Source organism: Amycolatopsis sp. NPDC003731 (assembly GCF_053586895.1).
Map to the genome: position 1 here is coordinate 35,351 of NZ_JBSFNC010000043.1, position 20,767 is coordinate 56,117.

The 20,767-nt window shown below is 72.3% G+C and carries 19 protein-coding genes; 13 read left to right on the top strand and 6 right to left on the bottom strand.

Going from position 1 to position 20,767, the window contains the following annotated elements:
- Window positions 1-2,169 carry a methylmalonyl-CoA mutase gene (scpA, locus tag ACWDN5_RS19860; RefSeq protein WP_449677326.1) on the bottom strand — a complete coding sequence of 723 codons (2,169 nt, stop codon included), beginning with the start codon at window positions 2,167-2,169 and terminating at the stop codon, window positions 1-3.
- A complete protein-coding gene (locus ACWDN5_RS19865) occupies window positions 2,166-4,001 on the bottom strand; it encodes a methylmalonyl-CoA mutase family protein (RefSeq protein WP_449677327.1) in 1,836 nt (611 codons plus the stop codon). Before ACWDN5_RS19865 ends, scpA begins: the two co-directional genes overlap by 4 nt.
- Before the next feature lie 138 nt (window positions 4,002-4,139).
- On the opposite strand from ACWDN5_RS19865, the gene ACWDN5_RS19870 reads away from it, so the two are divergent.
- Complete coding sequence (locus ACWDN5_RS19870) at window positions 4,140-5,867, top strand: serine/threonine-protein kinase (protein ID WP_449677350.1); 1,728 nt, start codon at window positions 4,140-4,142, stop codon at window positions 5,865-5,867.
- On the opposite strand, the gene ACWDN5_RS19875 is transcribed toward ACWDN5_RS19870, so the two are convergent.
- The gene (locus ACWDN5_RS19875; protein WP_449677328.1) at window positions 5,864-6,490 is read right to left on the bottom strand and encodes a MerR family transcriptional regulator; all 627 of its coding nucleotides are present in this window, start codon (window positions 6,488-6,490) and stop codon (window positions 5,864-5,866) included. The genes ACWDN5_RS19870 and ACWDN5_RS19875 overlap by 4 nt on opposite strands.
- Window positions 6,491-6,603: 113 nt before the next feature.
- Between ACWDN5_RS19875 and ACWDN5_RS19880 the strand changes: the two genes are divergently transcribed.
- Genes ACWDN5_RS19880 through ACWDN5_RS19890 form a run of 3 tightly spaced genes read left to right on the top strand, consistent with a single transcriptional unit; the run spans window position 6,604 to window position 8,737 of the window.
- Window positions 6,604-7,545 carry a hypothetical protein gene (locus ACWDN5_RS19880; protein WP_449677329.1) on the top strand — a complete coding sequence of 314 codons (942 nt, stop codon included), beginning with the start codon at window positions 6,604-6,606 and terminating at the stop codon, window positions 7,543-7,545.
- Complete coding sequence (locus tag ACWDN5_RS19885) at window positions 7,542-7,961, top strand: ABA4-like family protein (protein ID WP_449677330.1); 420 nt, start codon at window positions 7,542-7,544, stop codon at window positions 7,959-7,961. Before ACWDN5_RS19880 ends, ACWDN5_RS19885 begins: the two co-directional genes overlap by 4 nt.
- Window positions 7,958-8,737 carry a purine-nucleoside phosphorylase gene (locus ACWDN5_RS19890; RefSeq protein ID WP_449677331.1) on the top strand — a complete coding sequence of 260 codons (780 nt, stop codon included), beginning with the start codon at window positions 7,958-7,960 and terminating at the stop codon, window positions 8,735-8,737. The genes ACWDN5_RS19885 and ACWDN5_RS19890 overlap by 4 nt, the downstream gene beginning before the upstream one ends.
- Before the next feature lie 139 nt (window positions 8,738-8,876).
- Here the strand turns inward: ACWDN5_RS19890 and ACWDN5_RS19895 are convergent, their stop codons facing one another.
- On the bottom strand, window positions 8,877-10,028 hold the full coding sequence (locus ACWDN5_RS19895) for a glycosyltransferase (protein ID WP_449677332.1): 1,152 nt from the start codon (window positions 10,026-10,028) through the stop codon (window positions 8,877-8,879).
- Between the two features lie 30 nt (window positions 10,029-10,058).
- On the opposite strand from ACWDN5_RS19895, the gene ACWDN5_RS19900 reads away from it, so the two are divergent.
- The 9 genes from ACWDN5_RS19900 to ACWDN5_RS19940 all read left to right on the top strand — a co-directional run bounded on the left by ACWDN5_RS19900 (window position 10,059) and on the right by ACWDN5_RS19940 (window position 18,762).
- Entirely contained in the window at window positions 10,059-11,669 is a 1,611-nt protein-coding gene (locus ACWDN5_RS19900; protein WP_449677333.1) for a phospho-sugar mutase, read from the top strand.
- Window positions 11,669-12,121, top strand: coding sequence for a flavodoxin family protein (locus ACWDN5_RS19905; RefSeq protein ID WP_449677334.1), 453 nt, complete (start codon window positions 11,669-11,671; stop codon window positions 12,119-12,121). Before ACWDN5_RS19900 ends, ACWDN5_RS19905 begins: the two co-directional genes overlap by 1 nt.
- A gap of 300 nt (window positions 12,122-12,421) precedes the next feature.
- Window positions 12,422-12,841, top strand: coding sequence for a helix-turn-helix transcriptional regulator (locus tag ACWDN5_RS19910; protein ID WP_310971059.1), 420 nt, complete (start codon window positions 12,422-12,424; stop codon window positions 12,839-12,841).
- A complete protein-coding gene (locus ACWDN5_RS19915; RefSeq protein WP_310971060.1) occupies window positions 12,838-13,359 on the top strand; it encodes a hypothetical protein in 522 nt (173 codons plus the stop codon). Before ACWDN5_RS19910 ends, ACWDN5_RS19915 begins: the two co-directional genes overlap by 4 nt.
- Window positions 13,356-14,480 (top strand): MAB_1171c family putative transporter, encoded by a 1,125-nt coding sequence (locus ACWDN5_RS19920; protein ID WP_449677335.1) that lies wholly within the window; start codon window positions 13,356-13,358, stop codon window positions 14,478-14,480. Before ACWDN5_RS19915 ends, ACWDN5_RS19920 begins: the two co-directional genes overlap by 4 nt.
- 1 nt (window position 14,481) lies before the next feature.
- Window positions 14,482-15,648: an amidohydrolase family protein gene (locus ACWDN5_RS19925; protein ID WP_449677336.1), complete on the top strand. Its 1,167-nt coding sequence runs from the start codon at window positions 14,482-14,484 to the stop codon at window positions 15,646-15,648.
- 86 nt (window positions 15,649-15,734) lie between these two features.
- The gene (locus tag ACWDN5_RS19930) at window positions 15,735-16,124 is read left to right on the top strand and encodes a hypothetical protein (RefSeq protein ID WP_449677337.1); all 390 of its coding nucleotides are present in this window, start codon (window positions 15,735-15,737) and stop codon (window positions 16,122-16,124) included.
- Window positions 16,125-16,147: 23 nt separating this feature from the next.
- On the top strand, window positions 16,148-17,437 hold the full coding sequence (hisS, locus tag ACWDN5_RS19935) for a histidine--tRNA ligase (RefSeq protein WP_449677338.1): 1,290 nt from the start codon (window positions 16,148-16,150) through the stop codon (window positions 17,435-17,437).
- Window positions 17,438-17,493: 56 nt separating this feature from the next.
- A complete protein-coding gene (locus tag ACWDN5_RS19940) occupies window positions 17,494-18,762 on the top strand; it encodes a HEAT repeat domain-containing protein (RefSeq protein WP_449677339.1) in 1,269 nt (422 codons plus the stop codon).
- Between the two features lie 111 nt (window positions 18,763-18,873).
- On the opposite strand, the gene ACWDN5_RS19945 is transcribed toward ACWDN5_RS19940, so the two are convergent.
- Together ACWDN5_RS19945 and ACWDN5_RS19950 are read right to left on the bottom strand one after the other, a co-directional pair.
- A complete protein-coding gene (locus ACWDN5_RS19945; RefSeq protein ID WP_449677340.1) occupies window positions 18,874-20,067 on the bottom strand; it encodes a sensor histidine kinase in 1,194 nt (397 codons plus the stop codon).
- Entirely contained in the window at window positions 20,064-20,711 is a 648-nt protein-coding gene (locus tag ACWDN5_RS19950; protein WP_310971368.1) for a response regulator transcription factor, read from the bottom strand. The genes ACWDN5_RS19945 and ACWDN5_RS19950 overlap by 4 nt, the downstream gene beginning before the upstream one ends.
- Window positions 20,712-20,767 lie beyond the last annotated feature (56 nt).

Here is a 20,767-nt window from a genome sequence, read left to right on the forward strand (position 1 = left end):
TCAGGACTCCTGCGCGGACAGCTGGCCGAGCAGGTCGATGGCCGCGTCCGCGAGCACCGTGCCGGGCCCGAAGATCGCCGCCGCGCCGGCCTCGCGCAGCGCCGGGTAGTCCTGCGGCGGGATGACACCGCCGACGACGACCATGATGTCCTCGCGGCCCAGCTCGGCGAGCTCGTGGCGCAGCGCGGGCACCAGCGAGAGGTGCCCGGCGGCCAGCGACGAGACGCCGACGACGTGCACGTCCGCCTCGATCGCCTGCCGCGCGACCTCGGCCGGGGTGGAGAACAGCGGGCCGACGTCGACGTCGAAGCCGAGGTCGGCGAAGCCGGTGGCGATCACCTTCTGGCCGCGGTCGTGGCCGTCCTGGCCCATCTTCGCGACGAGGATCCGGGGGCGCCGGCCCTCCTCCGCGGCGAACTCCTCGACCAGCTGACGGGCCTTCTCGACGTTCTGCGTCTTCCCCACCTCCTCGCGGTACACCCCCGAGATGGTCCGGATCTGGCCGGAGTGCCGGCCCCAGACCTTCTCCAGGGCGTCGGAGATTTCGCCGACCGTGGCCTTCGCCCGGGCCGCGTCGATCGCGAGCTCCAGGAGGTTGCCGCCGTTCTGCGAGCCCTCGGTGAGCCGCCGCAGCGCGTCCTCGGTGGCCGCGGGGTCGCGTTCGGACCGCAGCCGCCGCAGCTTCTCCAGCTGCTGGGCGCGGACGCCGGCGTTGTCGACCTTCAGGACGTCGATCTCTTCGTCGTCGGTGACCTGGTACTTGTTGACGCCGATCACCGGCTGCCGCCCGGAGTCGATGCGCGCCTGGGTGCGCGCGGCCGCCTCCTCGATGCGCAGCTTGGGGATGCCCGCGTCGATCGCCTTCGCCATGCCGCCGGCCTGCTCGACCTCGGTGATGTGGCCCCACGCCTTGCGCGCCAGGTCGTAAGTCAGCTTCTCGACGAACGCGGACCCGCCCCACGGGTCGATCACGCGCGTGGTGCCGGACTCCTGCTGCAGCAGCAGCTGCGTGTTGCGGGCGATCCGCGCGGAGAAGTCCGTCGGCAGCGCCAGGGCCTCGTCGAGGGCGTTCGTGTGCAGGGACTGCGTGTGCCCCTGGGTCGCGGCCATCGCCTCGACGCACGTCCGGACGACGTTGTTGTAGACGTCCTGCGCGGTCAGCGACCAGCCCGACGTCTGGGAGTGCGTCCGCAGCGAAAGCGACTTCGGCGACGAAGGGTCGAAGCCCTTCACGAGCTTCGCCCACAGCAGTCGCGCCGCGCGCAGCTTCGCGACCTCCATGAAGAAGTTCATGCCGATCGCCCAGAAGAACGACAGCCGCGGCGCGAACTTGTCGACGCTCAGCCCGGCGTCGACGCCCGAGCGGATGTACTCGACGCCGTCCGCGAGCGTGTAGGCCAGCTCCAGGTCGGCGGTCGCCCCGGCTTCCTGCATGTGGTAGCCGGAGATGGAGATCGAGTTGTACTTCGGCATGTGCTGCGAAGTGAAGGAGAAGATGTCGGAGATGATCCGCATCGACGGCTGCGGCGGGTAGATGTAGGTGTTGCGGACCATGAACTCCTTGAGGATGTCGTTCTGGATGGTCCCCGCGAGCTGCTCCGGCTTCACCCCCTGCTCCTCGGCCGCGACGACGTACAGCGCCAGCACCGGCAGCACGGCGCCGTTCATCGTCATCGACACCGACATCCTGTCGAGCGGGATCCCGTCGAAGAGCTGCCGCATGTCGTAGATGGAGTCGATCGCCACGCCCGCCATGCCGACGTCACCCGACACGCGCGGGTGGTCGGAGTCGTAGCCGCGGTGGGTGGCCAGGTCGAAGGCGACCGAAAGCCCTTTCTGCCCGGCGGCGAGGTTGCGCCGGTAGAAGGCGTTGGACTCCTCGGCGGTGGAGAACCCGGCGTACTGGCGGATGGTCCACGGCTGGTTGACGTACATCGTCGGGTACGGCCCGCGCAGGAAGGGCGCGATGCCCGGGTACGTGCCGAGGAAGTCCACATCGGACAGGTCGGCGGCGGTGTAGACGGGCTTGACGCCGATGCCCTCGGGCGTCTCCCAGGCCAGGGCGTCCGGGCCCTTGCCGGTGGTGCTCTCCACCGCGCGCGCCCACGCGTCGCGGTCACCCGGCGACGGCGTGCCGAGGTCGAGACCGGCGAAGTTCGGGATGCTCATCGCGTGACTCCCAGCTTGGCGTGCAGGCCTTCGAGGACTTCCAGGGCGTTGCACCCGGCGAAGACGTTCGCGTCCACGCCGTCGTAGGTGCCCTTCCCCGCGAGCAGGACGTACTCGGCACCCAGCGACTTGGCGACTTCGGCGGCCTGGGCGGCGTAGGCGTCATCGGTGCCGCAGAGGCAGGCGATCCGGGCGCCGGAAGCCCCGAACGCGCCGGGCAGGTCGTCGGTCGCGCCCGGGTTGACGGCTTCGATCCCGCCCGCCTGGAACAGGTTGGCGGCGAAGCCGGCCCGCGTGGTGTGCGCGGCGACCGGGCCGAGGGTCGCGAGGAAGATCTTCGGCCGCGAGCCGTGCGAAGCGAGGTACGCGTCCGAAGCGTCGCGAAGCGCCTCGAAACCCTCGGCGTACCGATGCCGCGGCAGCCCACCTTCCACAGTGGACGGAATCGGCTCCCGCACCACCGGCTTCTCCGCCAGATCGGGGTACTCGCTGACGCCGGTGAGCGGGTCACGCCGGGTGGCGATCCGCGACGAGCGCTTCTCCCACGTCTCGGCCAGCCGCCCGGCCAGCGCGCCGGAGGCCAGCGAAGCCGCCAGGCCGCCCTCGCCCTCGATGGCGGTGAACTCGGCCCAGGCGGCGTGCGCGAGGTCGTCGGTGAGCTTCTCGACGTACCAGGAGCCGCCCGCCGGGTCGGCCACGCCGGCCAGCCTGGACTCCTCCAGCAGCACGGCGTGGGTGTTGCGGGCGATCCGCGCCGAGAAGGCGTCGGGCTTGCCGATCGCCGCGTCGAAGGGCAGCACGGTGACCGCGTCCGCGCCGCCGACGCCCGCGCCGAAGCAGGCCACCGTCGTGCGCAGCATGTTCACCCAGGGATCACGCCGGGTCAGCATGGCCGGCGACGTCACGGCGTGCTGGCGCATCGGCGAGGTGAACCCGCAGACCTCGGCGACGCGGGCCCACAGGCGGCGGGCCGCGCGCAGCTTCGCGATGGTGGAGAACTGGTCGGCGGTCGCGGCGAGCCGGAACTCCAGCTGGCCGGCGGCGGCCTCGACGTCCAGCCCCGCGTCCGTCAGCGCCCGCAGGTAGGTGACGCCGGCGGCGACCAGCGCGCCGAGTTCCTGCGCGTCCGACCCACCGGCTTCGTGGAACGGCAGGCCGTCGGTGACGATCGTCCGCACTTTCGGGTACTTCCCGGCGACACGCACGGCGAGCGCGGCGGCCGGTTCCAGCTCGACCGCGGAACCGGACCGCGCTGCCAGCCCGACCGGGTCGGCGCCCAGGACGGCGGTGGCCTCGCTCGCCGGGATCTCGCGCTCGTCGAACAGCGCCAGCAACTCCGAAGCGGCCGCTTCGTACTGCGCACCCGCGTCCAGCACGACGGGCGCCAGGTCGAGGTACACCTCGTTCAGGGCGTCGGCCAGGGCCGCGGGCGGGACCGACAGCCAGATCGACGTCACGCCGCCTTCGAGGTCGGCCAGGATGGCCTTGTTGACCGCGCGGCCGTCGTCGCCGGTGAACCGGGCGCGGACGTCCCAGCCGGTGCCGACCCGGCCGTCCGGGCGCGCGCCGCGCACGTAGGGCGGCAGGCCGGGGAAGCCGATGTCGCCGGGGACGTCCTCGGCCGTGTACAGCGGCTGGATCCCGATCCCGTCGTAGGTCCGCGTGACGAGCTTGCTCTCCGGGGCGCCCGTGAAGTCCTCCGGCAGCTTCCCGCTCTTGCGCAGCACGCCCGCGACCAGCTCCTGCCACTGTTCGCGCGTCGCCTGCGGGAACTCGGCCGCGAGGTCGAGCTCGGAGATCGGCACTGACTCCGGACCGGCCACATCAGTCATAACCTGTGATGGTAGAGGCACTCGCCGCGCTCGACCTGTGAGTCTGGTCGCGCTAGGGGCCGTCACCGGACAGGTTAGGGGCCGGTGCCGCGGGTACGACACAATTGGCCCGTGCCCCCCTCCAGCGAAGAGACACGAGTGGTCGCCGGTCGCTACCGGCTGCGTTCGGTGCTCGGCTCCGGCTCGATGGGCACCGTCTGGTCGGCCTACGACGAGTTCCTGCACCGGCAGGTGGCCGTCAAGGAGATGAAGGTGCCGCCGGGCATCCCGGCGTCGCAGGCGGACGAGCTGCGGGAGCGCACGCTGCGCGAGGCGCGGGCGATCGCCGTGCTCTCCCACCCCAACGTGATCATCCTGCACGACGTCGCCCGCGAGGACGACCAGCCGTTCGTGGTGATGGAGCTGCTGCCCTCGCGCAGCCTGGCGCACATCCTGCGCGACCACGGGCCGCTGACCGTCGGGCAGGCCGCCGCGGTCGGCATCGCCGTGGCGTCCGCGCTGGAGGCCGCGCACGCCGCCGGGATCACCCACCGTGACGTCAAGCCGGGCAACGTCCTGGTGGCCAGCGACGGCCGGATCAAGCTGACCGACTTCGGCATCGCCCGCAACGTCTCCGAGGCGACCATGACCCGCACCGGGATCATGCTCGGCTCCCCCGCCTACATCGCGCCGGAGGTGGCCTCCGGCGGCGCCGTCACGCCGGCCGCGGACCTCTGGGGCCTCGGCGCGACGCTGTTCGCCGCGGTCGAGGGCGCGCCGCCGTACGACGCCGACGGCGATCCCCTGGAGACGGTCGGCAAGGTCGTCAACGGGAAGGTGCCGCAGCCGAAGGCCGGCCCGCTGGCCGACGTCATCGGCGCGCTGATGAAGAAGGAGCCCGGCCAGCGGATCACCCTGCGCGAGGTCCGGCACCGGCTGTACCCGCTGCAGACGAAGACGCCGCTCGACCTGTTCGGGCCCGAGCTGTTCCACACCCCGGACGGCAAGAAGACGTCGGCGCAGCCGGACGCCACCGACACGCAGGTGATCAAGACCGTCCTGCCCGAGAAGGCCAAGGCGGAGAAGAAGGCCGAGGGGTCGAGCAGCGAACTCGCCACCGACCCGGGCCCGCTGCCGTTCCTGCGCCCGCCGGCCCCGGCGCCGTCCCCGGCCCCGACCGCGCCGACGGTGTTCGTCGCGCCGCCCCGGCCGGCCCGGCGCAGCTCCACGGCCACCGCGGTGCTCGTCGCGGTGGCCATCCTGCTCTTCCTGCTCGCCGCGGGCGGCGGGTTCGCGCTGGCCAGGGCGGTCGGCGGCCAGTCGCTGCTGCCGCCGGCCGCCGCCCCGCGGAGCACGTCGAACGGCCCGACCGACGTGCCGCCGCCGTCGCTGGTGCAGCAGTCCGGCGACGCGAGCTACGTGACCGGCAACGGCGGGCAGTTCGGCCTCCAGGTGCCGGAGGGCTGGCAGAAGTTCGTCGCCCCGCACACCACGAGGTTCGGGGCGAGCACCGCCGTCCAGTACGTCTCGCCGGACGGCCGCCGGTCGCTGCGGGTGGAACGGCTGGTGAAGTACTTCGCCCAGTTTCCCGACGACAACGAGTACATCGCCTACCTGAAGACGTCCTACCCGGGCAACGCCTTCTTCCTCTTCCCGCCGTCGCCGCTGCCGGACGGCAAGGGCACGACGCTGACCTACCGCCTGGCCGAGGGCGGCACCCTCCCGGAGAGCGACGGGGGCGGCGGCACCCGCGTCACCTTCATGAACCTGGTCCAGGCGGGCACCAGCCTGTGGATCCTCTCCGTCACCGTGCCGGCCGAACAGGAGAACTCGGGCCGCCAGGACGTCTTCGACCGGGTCGCGCCCACGCTGAGCGTCTCGGACTAACCGCTGAGGACCGTGCGGGACACCTGCTCCTGCGCGAGGTGGCGCAGGCCGGCGAAGATCCGGTCACCGAGGACGGTGGCGACCAGCCCGGTCTCGATGATCTTGTCCAGCGACGTCAGGCCGACCACCACCTCGACGTCGACTTCCGCGACGCGCATCGCCAGGTCGGCGTACTCCTCGAGGCGTTCGGTCAGCTTCTCCTGCCCCAGCTCCTTGGCCGTCGCCAGCGCGGCGATGAGGTTGGCCATCGCGCGGTGCTCGGCCGGGTGCTCCTTCCAGCCGTGGCGGCGCATGACGTCCGCCAGCCGCCCGGACGCCCACTCGGCGGCCTCGTCGGACACCTTCGGCGCGGGCCCGGCCAGCTCCTGCTGGACGACGCCCATCGTCCGGTGCGGGGTCTCGTGGTCGTCGATCGCGCCGAGCACGACGCCGACCGAGGCCAGCGACAGGCCGCCGACCTCGGTGAGCGCCTTGATCAGCCGCAGCCGCTGGACGTGCGCCGGGGAGTACCGGGCCTGGTTCGGGCTGGTGCGCTCGCCGGGCGGGAGCAGGCCTTCGCGCAGGTAGTACTTGACGGTCGCGACCGGCACCCCGGACTCGGCGCTCAGCTCGGCCATCCGCATGCGTTTCCGCTCCGATCCCGGGGTCCGTCTCGGGGACAACCCTGAAGACTTCTCAGTATGGATAGTTTAACTTTCCAAAACGGAGAGTGTGACTATCCGTTCTGGGAGGAACCGTGACCATCCTTGCCGATCTCCGGAGCAGAACGAACACCTGGCACCGGCCGTCCGGCTTCGCGGCGGCCGCCCTGGGGGTGGTGGCGCTGCTGTGCGTGGCCGCCATGGTCCTCGACCAGCGCACCCTGGGCGGCGCGCCGATCTGGGCGAAGCCGTTCAAGTTCGCGGTGTCCGGCGCGCTCTACTTCGCCACCTGGAGCTGGCTCGTCTCGCTGCTGCCGCGGTTCCGGCGCACGGCGGCCTGGCTCACGAACCTCCTGGTGGTGATCTTCGCGGCCGAGTACGTCCTCCTGGTGTTCCAGGCCGCGCGCGGCCGGGCGAGCCACTTCAACGTCGCGACCCCGCAGGACGCCGCGATCTTCGGCAGCATGGCCGTGATGATCGTCGTGCTCTGGGTCGCCACCCTGGCGCTCACGGTGCTGATGCTGTTCACGAAGGTTTCCGACCGCGCGTCGTACTGGGCGGTGCGGGCCGGAGCGGCGCTGTCGCTGGTGGGGATCACGCTCGGCCAGCTGATGACGTCGCCGACCGCGCAGCAGCTCGCGCAGTGGCGGACCGGCGGGCAGCCGTCGATGGTCGGCGGGCACACCGTCGGGCTCGAAGACGGCGGCCCCGGCCTGCCGATCCTCGGCTGGAGCACGGTGGGCGGCGACCTGCGGATCCCCCACTTCGTCGGGATGCACGCCCTGCAGGCCCTGCCGCTGCTCGCCATCGCGCTGGTGGCACTGGCTTCGCGGTTCCCGCGGCTGCGCGACGACGTCGTCCGCGCGCGGCTCGTCCTGCTCGGAGCGGCCGGGTACGCGGGCCTGATCGCGCTGGTCACCTGGCAGGCGCTGCGGGCGCAGTCGATCGTGCACCCGGACGCGGCGACGCTCGGGGCGTTCGCGCTGCTGGTCACGGCGGTCGGGCTGGGTTCGTGGGCTACGGTGCGCGTCCGATGAACCTCTTCGACCTGGCCTTCCCGCTGGCCGCGCCGTTCTGGGCGCTGCTGATCCTGGCCCCGAAGTGGCGGTGGACCGAGCGGATCATGCGCTCGCCGTGGGTGCCGCTGCTGCCGCTGGTGTGCTACTTCGCGCTCGTGCTGCCGCACTTCGGCGAGTGGGGACGGGCGATGCTGCGGCCCGACCTCGGCGTCCTCCAGACGCTGCTCGCGACGCCGTGGGGCGCCGGGCTCGTCTGGGCGCACCTCATCGCGTTCGACCTGTTCATCGCGCGGTGGATGTACTTCGAAGGGCGCTCGGCCGGGATCTCGCCGTGGCTCGTCAGCCCGATCCTGCTGCTGACGATCTTCCTGTCGCCGTTCGGGCTGGTGGTGTTCCTGGCCGTGCGAAGTGCCCGGTTACGCTCCCTCGCATGAGTGAACACGAAGCCGCGAGCGCCATCGCCAAGCGCACCGGCGTTGACGCGCACGACATCGCGGTGGTCCTGGGGTCGGGCTGGCGCCCGGCGGCGGACGTCATCGGGGAGTGCGAGACGGAGATCCCGTTCGCCGAGCTGCCCGGCTTCACCACGCCCGGCGCGGTGGGCCACGGCGGCACCATCCGGTCGCTGAAGATCGGGGACAAGAACGTCCTGGTCATGCTGGGCCGGACGCACTTCTACGAGGGCAAGGGCATCGACCCGGTGGTGCACAACGTGCGCACCGCCGCGGCGGCCGGCGTCCGGTCGGTGCTGCTGACGAACGCGGCGGGCGGCCTGCGCGAAGGGTTCCGGGTGGGGCAGCCGGTGTTGATCTCGGACCACCTGAACCTGACCGCGCGCTCGCCGATCGTCGGCGCGGACTTCGTCGACCTGACGGACCTGTACTCGAAGCGGCTGCGGGACATCGCCCGCGAGATCGACCCGTCGCTCGAAGAAGGCGTCTACGCGGGCCTGACCGGGCCGCACTTCGAGACGCCGGCGGAAATCCACATGCTGCGCACGCTGGGCGCGGACCTGGTCGGCATGTCGACGGTCCTGGAGGCCATCGCCGCCCGCGCGGCCGGCGTCGAGGTCTTCGGCCTGTCCCTGGTGACGAACCTCGCCGCGGGCATGACCGGCGAGCCGCTGAACCACCAGGAAGTCCTGGAGGCCGGCCGCGCCGCGGCCACCCAGATGGGCTCCCTGCTCCGGGAACTCGTCACCCGCGCCTAACTTCGTGTCGTCCCCTCAATCACGCGTGTCGACCCTTCAATCACGCGTGTCGACCCTTCGCGCACCGGAGCGGTGTGCGGGAAAGGCCGACACGCGTGATCAGGAGGTCGACACGCGTGATCAGAGGGTCGACACGATGTCAGGTCAGGGTGGGGAGCTGGGCGGCGACGTCGGCCGGGGAGGGCATGGCCGCGACTTCGGCGGCCAGGGCCTGGGCCGCGTCGCGGACCGCGGTGTCCGTGAGGAGGTGACGGGCCTTGGTGGCGACTGCCTCGGCGGTGACTTCGGCGCCGAGGAGGCGGTCACCGACGCCGGCCGCGAGGACCGCGTCCGCGTTGGTGAACTGGTCCGCTCCCTGCGGGAGGAGCAGCTGCGGGAGGGCCGCGCCGAACGCGCCGAGCGTCGTGCCGCTGCCGCCGTGGTGGACCACCAGGTCGACGTGCGGGAGCAGGGCCGCCTGCGGGACCCACGCCTCGAGCCGGACGTTCTCCGGGACCTCGCCCAGCACGCCCTCGGGCAGCGACGGGCCGGTGGCGACCAGGACGTCGACGTCCAAACCGGACAGACCGGCGATCGCCTCGGTGAGCACGCCCGCGTGCCCCATTGCCGTGCCCAGCGTCAGGTAGACCAGCGGACGCCGCTTGTCCAGCACGCCCTTCGGCAGCTCGCCCGGCTCGCTCCAGCCGACCGGGCGCAGCGGCACCCGGCGGGTGCGGGCCAGGAAGTCCGCGTCCTGCACCGACTCCGGGCAGATGTCGACGAACGGGCCGCCGAACGCCAGGTCCTCGCCCATCTCGATGCCCAGCTCGGTGGCGTGCGCGCGGATCGCGTCGCGGATCTGCCCGGTCATCGGGTCGCCGGTCGACACGCGGCCGAAACCGTGCATCACCACCGGGATCCCGGCCTTGATGGCGGCGAACGCCCCGCCCGAATTGCCCGCTTCGCTGACCACCAGGTCGGGCCGGACGTGCTCGAACAGCGGCCGCAGGTCGGCGACGAACCGCTTCGGCATCAGTTCGCCGAACACCTTCGCGACGACCGGGAACAGCAGCTCCCGCGGGATGTCACCCGGCGGGCCGGGCCGGCCCGCTTCGCCGAACGCCTGGCCGAACGCGTCCTTGATCGCGAGCCCGGCGGCCGCCGTCTCGAGCCCGGCTTTGGTCAGCTGTGGCAGGAAGTCTTCCGAGGTGGCGAAGACGACGTCGTGGCCCGCCTCGCGCGCGGCGACCGCCAGCGGGACGAGCGGGAAGGTGTGGCCGAAGGACCCCAGTGAGGTGAAGAGTAAGCGCACCCACCCGACCATAGCCCGTAGGCTGTCGCGGTGACATCGGATTCCACCCTGCGTGACGCCGCTTCCCGCTGGATCGCCGCCGATCCGGACCCCGCCACCCGCGCCGAGCTCGAGGCCGTCCTGGCCCGGGCCGAACGCGACCCCGGCGCCGCCGCGGACCTGGCCGACCGCCTGGCCGGCCCCCTGGAGTTCGGCACCGCCGGCCTGCGCGGCCCGGTGCGCGCCGGGCCCAATGGGATGAACGTCGCCGTCGTCACCCGCACGACGGCCGGGGTCGCGGAGTGGCTGACGGCGCACGGGCACGCCGGCGCGCTGGTCGTCGTCGGCCGGGACGCGCGGCACGGCTCGGAAGCCTTCGCCACGGCCGCCGCCGAGGTGCTGACCGCGGCCGGCTTCGACGTCAAGGTGTTCCCCCGCCCGCTGCCGACGCCGGTGCTCGCGTTCGCCGTCGGCCGGCTCGGCGCGGTGGCCGGGATCCAGATCACCGCGTCGCACAACCCCCCGGCGGACAACGGGTACAAGCTCTACGACGCGACCGGCGGCCAGATCGTCCCGCCGTCGGACGGCGAGATCGAGCGTGCCATCGAGGCCGCGCCGTCCGCCGCCGACGTGCCGCGGGCGCCCGGCGCCGAGGTCGTCGACCTGCTGGACCGCTACCTCGACGAGGTCGCGACCCTGCCGCTGGGCCACGAGCGCACGGTGCGGGTGGCGGCGACGGCGTTGCACGGCGTCGGCGCCGACACGCTGCGCGCGGCCTTCGAGCGGGCCGGGTTCACCGACCTGCACCTGGTCGAAGCCCAGGCCGCGCCGGACCCGGACTTCCCGACCGTGTCGTTCCCGAACCCGGAGGAGCCGGGCGCGACCGACCTGCTGCTGGCCCTGGCGTCCGATGTGGACGCCGACCTGGCGATCGCGCTCGACCCGGACGCCGACCGGTGCGCACTCGGCGTCCGCGAGCGGACAGGCGAGTGGCGGATGCTGCGCGGCGACGAAACCGGCGTGCTGCTCGGTTCGTACGTACTGTCCACAGTGGATAGAACGGTGCTGCCGGACCCGCTGGTGGCGACCACGATCGTGTCGTCGTCGATGCTCGGCGAGATCGCGAAGGCCGAGGGTGCCCGGTACGCCGAGACGCTGACCGGCTTCAAGTGGCTGGTGCGGGCCGGCGAAGGACTGGTGTTCGCCTACGAAGAGGCGCTCGGGCTGTGCGTGAACCCGGGTTTCGTGCGCGACAAGGACGGCATCGCCGCCGCGACCCTGGCCGCGGGGCTCGCCGCGCAGCTGAAGGCGCAGGGCCGCACGCCGCTGGACGTGCTCGACGAGCTGTCCCGGCGCCACGGCGTCCACCTGACCGATCAGGTTTCGCTGCGGGTCACCGATCTCGCCGTCCGCGGGCAGCTGATGGCGAAGGTGCGGGCCACCCCGCCGGCCCGGCTCGGCGGCGTCGAGGTCACCCTCGAAGACCTACTGCCGGAGGCCGACGTCGTGCGGCTGACCGGCGACGGGGTGCGCGTGGTCGTGCGGCCGTCCGGGACCGAGCCGAAGCTGAAGGCGTACCTGCAGGTGGTGGCCGACGCCCGTGAGGTGGCGCAGGAGCGGCTGACGGCGTTGCGGGCGGACGTCGAGGAGCTGCTCGCCTGATGGCGCGGCTGCTGATCGTGCACCACACGCCGTCGCCGTCGATGCAAGCTTTGTTCGAGGCGGTCGTCGCGGGCGCGACGCACCCGGACATCGAAGGGGTGGAGGTGGTCCGCCGCGCGGCGCTGGCGGCCACCGCCACCGACGTCCTCGAAGCGGACGGCTACCTCCTGGGCACGCCGGCGAACCTGGGCAGCATGAGCGGCGCGTTGAAGCACTTCTTCGACACGATCTACTACCCGTGCCTGGACGAGACGCGAGGTCGCCCGTTCGGGTGCTGGATTCACGGCAATAGCGACATTTCGGGCACCGAGCGGCAACTGCTGGCCATAACGACCGGCTTGGCGTGGGCCAAAGCGGCGGAACCGGTCACCGCAACCGGTGATCCGGACCGGAAGACCCTGGAAGCGTGCACCGAATTGGGCGCCACGCTGGCCGCCACGCTGATGGCCTGAAGGAAAATAAAGGGGCCTGTCACCGGAAGCCCTGGGGGTCGACCTCCGGCAACAGGCCGTGGTCAAGGGTTCGCCCGAGGGCGATCAACCTTGACCCCTGAAGCGTACTACAGACGGCCGATCATGACGAGTCGAAGGCACGACAACCTCTCGCCTGAGCCGTTCCGTACACCCCCAGGGCACGGAGAGCCAGGCGAGAGGCTTGCCAACTGTAAACCACTGCATACGATAGCTGTCAACATGTGCGTACAGTGGTTCTGCGGCTAGAATTTTCCGCGGCTGGATTCCCAGGGGGTGGAGATGGCACGGGAACGCACCTTTGCGGAGCGCCTGAGCGCCCTGATCGAGGCGGCGCGGCTGGACGGGCGCGCACCGCACAGCTACCGGGAAATCTCCGCCGCCGTCGAGCGCGCGGGCGGCCCGGCGATGTCGCCCGCCTACCTGCAGCAGCTCGCCACCGGCAAGCGGGTCAACCCGAAGATCCACTACGTCGAGGCGCTGGCGAGGCTGTTCGGCGTGCCGGTGACGTACTTCTTCGACGAAGAGGCGGCCGCGCCGCCGGCGGGCGAGGCGCAGCTGATGGCGATGCGGGCCCAGGAGCTGTCCCCGCAGGGCCGCCGGCAGGTGATGGACCTGCTGGAGCTCGTCGAGCGCTATGAGCGCGCCGAACGCGAGGGCCGGAACCCGGACGACCGGGGCCCGGGAAGCGCGCTGCGATGAAGGAACGCGAGCTGCGCCGCCGCTGCCGGAAGCTGCTCAAGGACCTGGACATCGGGCCGCCGCTGGACGTCGAGGTGCTGTGCGCGCGGCTGGGCGAGCGGCGCGGGAAACCGATCCGGCTGCTGGCGTACCCGCTCGAAGTGCCGGGCCCGTTCGGCTGCTGGATCGCGACGTCGTCCGCGGACTACATCTTCTACCAGGCCGAAACCACGAAATCCCACCAGGACCACATCATCCTGCACGAGCTCGGGCACATGCTGGCCGACCACCACCCGCACGGCGACGCCGAGCCGGCGGACTTCCTGCGCGGCCCGGCCACCGATCTCGACCCGGATGCCGTGCACCGCGCCCTGCGCCGCTCGTCCTACGATGACGCGCACGAGTGGGAAGCCGAGACCGTCGCGACCATCATCCTCGAGTGGGCGTCGGTCCTGAACTACACGATCCCGCGGCGTGCTGCGGACCGGGATCTCCGCCGGATCCAGGGGGCGCTCGGCGATCACCAAGGGTGGTTGTGAGCACACTTTTCAGCCCCGTGAACTTGATCGCGCTGGTGCTGTTCGCCGCTGCGCTCGCGTGGCGGATCTACCAGGTGACGCGCGCGCCGACCGTGCCGAACTGGGCCGTCACCGCGTGCGTGGCCGGGTTCGCGGCGGCGTTCCTGCTGCAGCAGCCGGAGCTCTCCGACGACGTCGACGCGCTGCTGGGCCGCGGTGCGGCGCGGGTGGCGAACAACGCGCTGCTGGCGTGCGGGATCTGCGCGCTGGTGATCTTCTTCCTCGGCTCGGCGCTGGGTCCCCGCCGGTACCGCCGGGTGGTCGCCGAACTGATCCCGCTGGCCGCGGCGATCGCGCTGATGATCGTCGCGATGGACCTGACGCGGCCGGAGCTGCGCGGCCTGCCGCTGGGGCCGTCGACGATCCACGACAGCGGTGTCGCGGTGTTCTACCTCGGCGCCGGGCTGTACCTGATCTACGGTCTCATCGCCTGCACGGCCTGGATCGTGCGGTATCTGCGGGTGGCCGACCGGAATCTGCGGATCGGGTTGCGGCTGGGCGCGATCGGCATGGCGAGCGCGGCCGCCGGCAGCGTGTTCCGCGCGCTGTACATCGTGGTGGCGTGGGTGTTCGGCCCGGTCGTCAAGATCCTGCTGCTACTCGGCGTGCCGTTCGTGGTCGTCGGCGGGATGCTGTTCCTCGCCGGCGTCACCTATCCGGGGTTGCGGGCGCGGGTTTCGGCGTTGCGGCGCCGCCGCCAGCACCGGCGCGAACACGAGGCTCTGGCTCCTTTGTGGACGGTCCTGGTCGAGGCGTTCCCCAGCATCGTGCTGCGGACCCCGCCGCGCCGCGGCGACCGGCTCTCCCCGCGCGGCATCCACCGCGTGCACTACCGCCGGGTGATCGAGATCCGGGACGGCCTGGTGCAGCTGTCGCCGTACCTGGACGCGGACTTCGGCGAAGTCGTCGCGGCCGATCCCGGGGCCGCGGCGGCCGCGCTGAAGACGGCGCTGCGGCGGCACGCGGACGGCGAGGCCAGCGACGGCCGCGCCAAGCAGGTCCTGCCCGCCGGGGCCGACGACCTCGAATCCGACGTCCGGCCGCTGCTCGCGCTGTCGGCCGCGATGACGGACGGGAAGTGACGTGGACACCCTGATCACCGCCGGCCGCGTGCTGCCGCGGCCCGCCACCCCGGTCGAAGACGGCGCGGTGCTGGTGCGCGACGGCGTGATCGTCGCGGCGGGCCCGCGCGCGGACGTCGTCGCGCAGGCCGCACCGGACGCGGCCCGGCACGACTTCCCCACCGGGACCGCGCTCGCCGGGCTGTTCAACGTCCACGTGCACCTGGCGTTCGACGCCTCCCGCGAGATGCTGGCCCACTTCTCCGCGAGCGAAGACCTCTTGGACGGCGCGCGCTCGCGGCTGACGGCGATGCTGCGCAGCGGTGTCACGACCGTGCGGGACCTCGGGGACCGGGGCCACCTCGGCGCGGCCGTCCGGCGCTCGTTCGAAGGTTCTCCCGCGCCGCGGCTGCTGGTGTCGGGTCCGCCGATCACCGTGCCGGGCGGGCACTGCCACTTTTTCGGCGGCGAAACGGCTTCCGACGGCGAAATCCGCGCCCTGATCGACGCGAACGCGGCGGCGGGCGCGGACGTGATCAAGGTGATGGCCAGCGGCGGCCAGATCACCCAAGGCGGCGCGGACATGTGGGAGTCGCAGTTCGACGCCCGGCAGCTGCGCGTGGTCACCGAACACGCCGCGGCGCACGGGCTGCCGGTCGCCGCGCACGCCCACGGCGCCGACGCGATCGAGGCCGCCGTCGACGCCGGCGTCTCGACGGTCGAGCACTGCAGCTTCATGACCGGGCCGCGCTCGTTCGACCGGCGCGCGAACGTGGCCAAGCAGATGGCCGCCGAAGGCATCTCGGCGTGCTCCACGAGCAGCCGCAACTGGCGGACGATCGTCGAGCGGCTCGGCGACGAGCTCGGGCAGGCGATGTACGGCCGGCTGCCGTGGCTCGAGGAGCAGGGCGTCCGCCTGCTCGCCGGAACGGACGCGGGCCTGGCCGGCTCGGTGTTCGACGACCCGGCCGGCGCGCTTGAGCTGTACGAGTGGCTCGGCTTTTCCCGGCGCCGGATCCTGGAGATCGCGACCGAGGACAGCGCGGCCGGGCTCGGCCTCGGCGCCGTGACCGGCCGGCTCGCGCCCGGGCTCGCGGCGGACGTCCTGGTCGTCGAAGGCGACCCGCTCGCGTCGCTGGCCGCGCTCCGCAATCCCGTGCTGGTGCTGGCCCAGGGCCGCGTCGCCTAGTTCCCCGATCGGGGAATGCCTTCTTTGGTGACAGCGTTTTAAAACAGTGTTACTGTTGCGCTACCCCACCTCGAAGGAGCTCCCCGATGCACGGACCGACCCAGCTGTTCACGGTGATCGCGCTGGTCTCCCTGCCGACCGTGATGTACGGCGGCTACGCGCTGATGGGCGTCCTGCGCGACCGCAAGCTGACCGAGCACCAGCGCGCGATGTTCCGGGCCGGCCACGCGCACGCCGGCGTCCTGCTGGTCCTCGCCCTGGTCGCGCTGCAGATCCTGAGCCGCACGACGCTGTCCGACACGACGTTGTGGATCACGTGCTTCCTGCTGCTGTTCGGGATCCTCGCCCAATCGGGTGGATTCTTCCTCCACCTGCTGCCGAACCGGGGCCGGCTCGGCGGGCGGGTGACGTCCGTGGGCGCGGTGCTGCTGGCCGCGGCCGTGCTGCTCACGGCATACGGGGTCGCTTTCGCCTGAGTGCCGGTCGTTAAGCTGGTGACGTGCCTGAATACCTGCCGACCGCGCCCTACAAGGGGACCCGGGACTTCCTGCCCGCCGAAATGTCCGTGCGTACCCAGGTGTTCGGTCATCTCTACGACGTCCTCGAGCGCCGCGGTTTCCTCCGCTACGACGGCCCGATCCTCGAGTCGGCCGAGATCTACGAGCGGAAGTCCGGGCAGGAGCTCGCGGACAAGCAGCTGTACACGCTGACCGACAAGGGCGGGCGGCGGCTGGCGCTGCGGCCGGAGATGACGCCGTCGGTGGCGCGGATGATCGCCGGGAGCGCGAAGTCGCTGTCGTTCCCGGTCCGCTGGTACAGCCACCCGAACTGCCACCGGTACGAAGCGCCGCAGCGCGGCCGCGTGCGTGAGCACTGGCAGATCAACGCGGACATCTTCGGCTCGGACAGCGCCAACTGCGAGATCGAGATCTTCGAGCTGGTGCACGACATGATGGCCGCGCTGGGCGCGACGCCGGACATGTTCGTGCTGCGCGTCAACGACCGGAACCTGCTGACGTCGGCGCTCACCGACGTCGCCGGGGTGTCGGCGGACCACCTGAGCCAGGTGTTCGCGCTGGTGGACCGCTGGGAGAAGTACCCGCGCGAGAAGCTGGCCGAGAGCGCCGGCGAGATCGGGCTCTCGGACAAGCAGTTCGAGAAGCTGGCGGAGACGCTCGACGCGGGCGAGGCGCTGCTGGACGAGCTGCCGGCGGAGGTGCTGGAGCAGTCGAACCTGGTGCGCGTGCTGAACAGCAGCGCGGGTTCGCTGGTCAAGTACGAGCCGATGATCGTGCGCGGGCTGGCGTACTACACGTCGACCGTGTTCGAGGTCTTCGACACCTCGCCGGAGAACCGCCGCGCCCTCTTCGGCGGCGGCCGCTACAGCGACCTCGCGTCGATGTTCACGCCGCAGCAGATCCCGGGCATCGGGTTCGGCATGGGCGACGTCACGCTGATCGACTTCCTCGACACGCACGGGCTGACCCCGGCCCCGCGCAGCGAGGTCGACGTCATGGTGATCCCGGTGACCGAGGACCTCTCGGACGCGGCCCGCTCGGTGGCGGCGTCCCTGCGCGGCGCGGGCCTGCGGACGTCGACGCCGATCGAGCACCGCAAGCTGGGCAAGGAGCTGACCCGCGCGGACAAGGCGGGGGCGGCCGCGGTGGTGATCGTCGGCCAGGAGGACTGGGCCGCGGGGAACGTGACGGTCCGCAGCCTGGCGACGCGGGAGCAGAACCCGGTCGCGGTCGCCGACGCCCCGGCGGCGGTGCGCGCGCTGCTGGCGTAAATCGGTTCGACGCCCCTCCGGGGCCCGGGGCATCCTGGGCGCCGGAGGGGAGACCGATGATCGTCTACCGGGATGTGCGGCAGTGGGCCGAGTTCGACGCGGCCGTGCGGCGCGCGTCGGGGTATCGCCGCGGGAGGCGGCTGAGCCGCCGGCCTTCGCGCGAAGAGCTGTCCGAAGCCGTGTGTGACGGTGACGGGTACCTGCGCGAGGCGGCCGTCGAGCGCTTGGCGGTCAGCACCGATCCCGAGGCACTGCCGCTGCTGCTGGTCCGGTGCGTCGACTGGGTGCGGCCGGTCCGGGAGCTCGCCCGGTCGATCGTGCTGTCCCGGTTGGACGAATCCGCGTTCCGGGCGATGCTGCCGCTGATCGGCGTGCTGCGACGGCGTCAGGTCGACGACTGGATGACCACGCTGTTCCGCTCCAACCTGCCGGGCGCCCTCGACGACGCGCTCGCGTTGGAGGACCGCGAAACCCGCCGGTGGGTGCACGCGGAGGCGAGCGGGCTTCTGTCCCGCGAGCGGCTGCTCGGCATTGCCGTGCGGGACGCCGACATCGTCGTGCGCGCGACCTGCGGCAATACGCTGCTGGACCGCGGCGAGTGCGTCTCGGAGCTGTTGGCGTTGGGGGTGCCGAAGGTCCGGATGCGGGCGTTGGCGTTGCTGGGTCCCGATGCCGCTGTCGCGCACCTGGCGGACCGGTCGTCGGCGGTCCGGTCGATGGCGCAGGCGTTGGTCCTGAAGGCGGGCGGCGACCCGGCGGCGCACTACCGCGTGATGCCGGTGTCGTTCGGCGTGCTCGCGGGGCTCGGCGAGACGGGTGTGGCCGCCGACGCCGCGTTCCTGGAGCGTCACCTCGCCGACGACCGTCCCCGGATCCGCCGGGCGGCGGTCCGCGGCCTGCGCCGGATCGCGCCGGAGTCGGCGGCGGTGCGTCCGCTGCTGACGGACCCGTCGCCGTCGGTGACCCGCCAGGTGGTGCTGTTCCTGCGCGGGCGGTGCACCGACCCGGCGACGCTGCGGCCCCTCCTGGGCCGGGACCGCCCGCTCCACACGCGCCGCGCGGCGGTGGCCCTCCTGCGCGACCACGACGTGTGGCTCCGCCTGCACACGGACCTCACCCTCCTGCACGACCCGGACCTGGCGGCCGACGCCCACCAGGACCTCCACGCCTGGCTCACCCACTCAGCCGGCACCTACACCACCCCGAGCCCGGACCTGACCGCGGGAATCGACGCGGCCTGCGCCACCCTCACCCCGGCCTTGGCCCGCGAAATCCGCTTCGCCCTCCCGGGCCGGCGTGCGGGAAGGGTCGACACGCGTGATTGAGCAGTCGACACGCGTGATTGAAGGGTCGACACGGCGAAACCGGGGAACCTTGCCGTGTCGACCCTCTGATCACGTGTGTCGACCCTCTGATCACGCGTGTCGACCCTCTGATCACGAGGGGTCGGCGCGGAGGAGGCGGAGGGTGAACGTGGCTCCGGCGCCGGGGCGGGCGGCGGCCGCGATGGTGCCGCCGTGGCCCGTCACCACTTCGCGGACCAAGGCCAGGCCGAGGCCGAAGCGGCGGCCGTCGCCGTCGGAGCCTCGGGCGAAGCGCTCGAAGATGCGGTCCGCGTCGGCGGCCGGGAAGCCGACGCCTGTGTCGCGGACGCGCAGCTCGACGTGCCGCTCGTCGGGGACGCCGAGCCAGACCTCGATCGAGCCGCCGGGCGGGGTGTGGCCGAGCGCGTTGTCCAGCAACGCCGACAGCACGCGACGCAACGCCGTCGGCACGCCCTGGACGACGTACGGCCGCCGCTCACGCTTCACCGCCAGCTGAACCTGCCCCTCCGACGCGCGCACTGCCTCCGCCGCCACCGCCTCCTCGGCCAGCACGCCCAGCTCGACCAGCTCCAGCGACGGCCGTTCGCCGCACGCCTGTGCCGACAACAGCAGGTCCTCGACGACTTCGCCGAGTTCCCGCGTTCCGCGTACCAGCCGGTCGAGTTCCACCGCGTCGCGGCCGGACGAGCGCCGGGCGAGCAGCTGCGCGCGCGTGTGCAGCCGGGTCAGCGGCGCGCGCAGCTCGTGGGACGCGTCCGCGACGAACGTCCGCTGCCGCCGCAACGCGTCCTCCAACGGCCGGATCGCCCGGCGGGCCAGCACGCGCCCGCACCCCAGGGCCGCCAGCAGCGCGAGCCCCTCGGCGACGAAGAGCCCGAACACCAGCGACGCCCGGTCCTGGATCTGGTACCGCTCCTCGAAGAACGCCTGGGAGACGACGCCGCCGCGGTTCTCCGCGCGGAGTGTGTACGTCATCTCGCCGATCGCGCGCCGTTCGGTGTGGACGTCACCCGGCGATGGCACCGTGGCCGCCAGCGAAGGCAACGGCATCCCCGCCGGCGGCGGGCCCGCGGGCGCGTGCGCGCCCGGGGTGAACAGCCAGACGCAGCCGGGCGGGGTCGTGCCGGGGCCGAGCTGGATGGTCCTGGCCAGCAGGCGGTCCGCGTCGGCGTGCTGGCTCGAGAGCAGGATCCCGTAGGCGATGGCGCCCGCGACGGCCACGAGCAGCGACACCACCACGGCGATCTGCGCGGTGATCGCCCACCGCGCCCGCCGCAGGGCCCGCGCCTCGGGTTCCGGGCTCATACCACGCCGATCTGGTACCCCAGGCCGTGCACGGTCCGCACGGCGTCCCGGCCGAGCTTGCGCCGCAGGTAGTACACGTACGTGTCGACAATGGACTCACCGGTCGAGTCGGCGAACACGCGCGTGCGCAACGCCGCCCGCGGGTGGATCGCCTTGGGCCGCTGGGCCAGCGTCCGCAGCAGCTCGAACTCCCGCCCGGACAGAGTGATCCGCTCCCCGCGCGGCAGCACGACCTCGTGGCGCTGCAGGTCCAGCGCCGCCGTGCCGAGCGGCAGGCACTCGGCGCCGTCGAGGTCGCGGCGCCCCAGCGCGCGCAGCCGGGCGAGCAGCTCCTCGGCCTCGAACGGCTTGACGAGGTAGTCGTCCGCGCCGGCGTCGAGGCCCGCGACGCGGTCGGCCACCTCCCCCAGCGCCGAGAGCACCAGCACCCGCGTGGTCACCGCGCGGGCCCGCAGCCGCCGCAGCAGCTCCAGCCCGTCGAGCACCGGGAGCCGGCGGTCGATGACCATCACGTCGTACCGCCCGGTGAGCCCGAGGTGCAGACCTCGCTGGCCGTCGTGGGCCGCCTCGGTCTCGTAGCCCTCGTCGGCGAGCAGCTCCCCCAGCATGCCCGCCAGTTCCCGGTCGTCTTCGACCACCAGCACCTTCGGCTTCGCCACCCCGTCGCGCACCGATCCATCTTGACAGTTATTTCCGAACT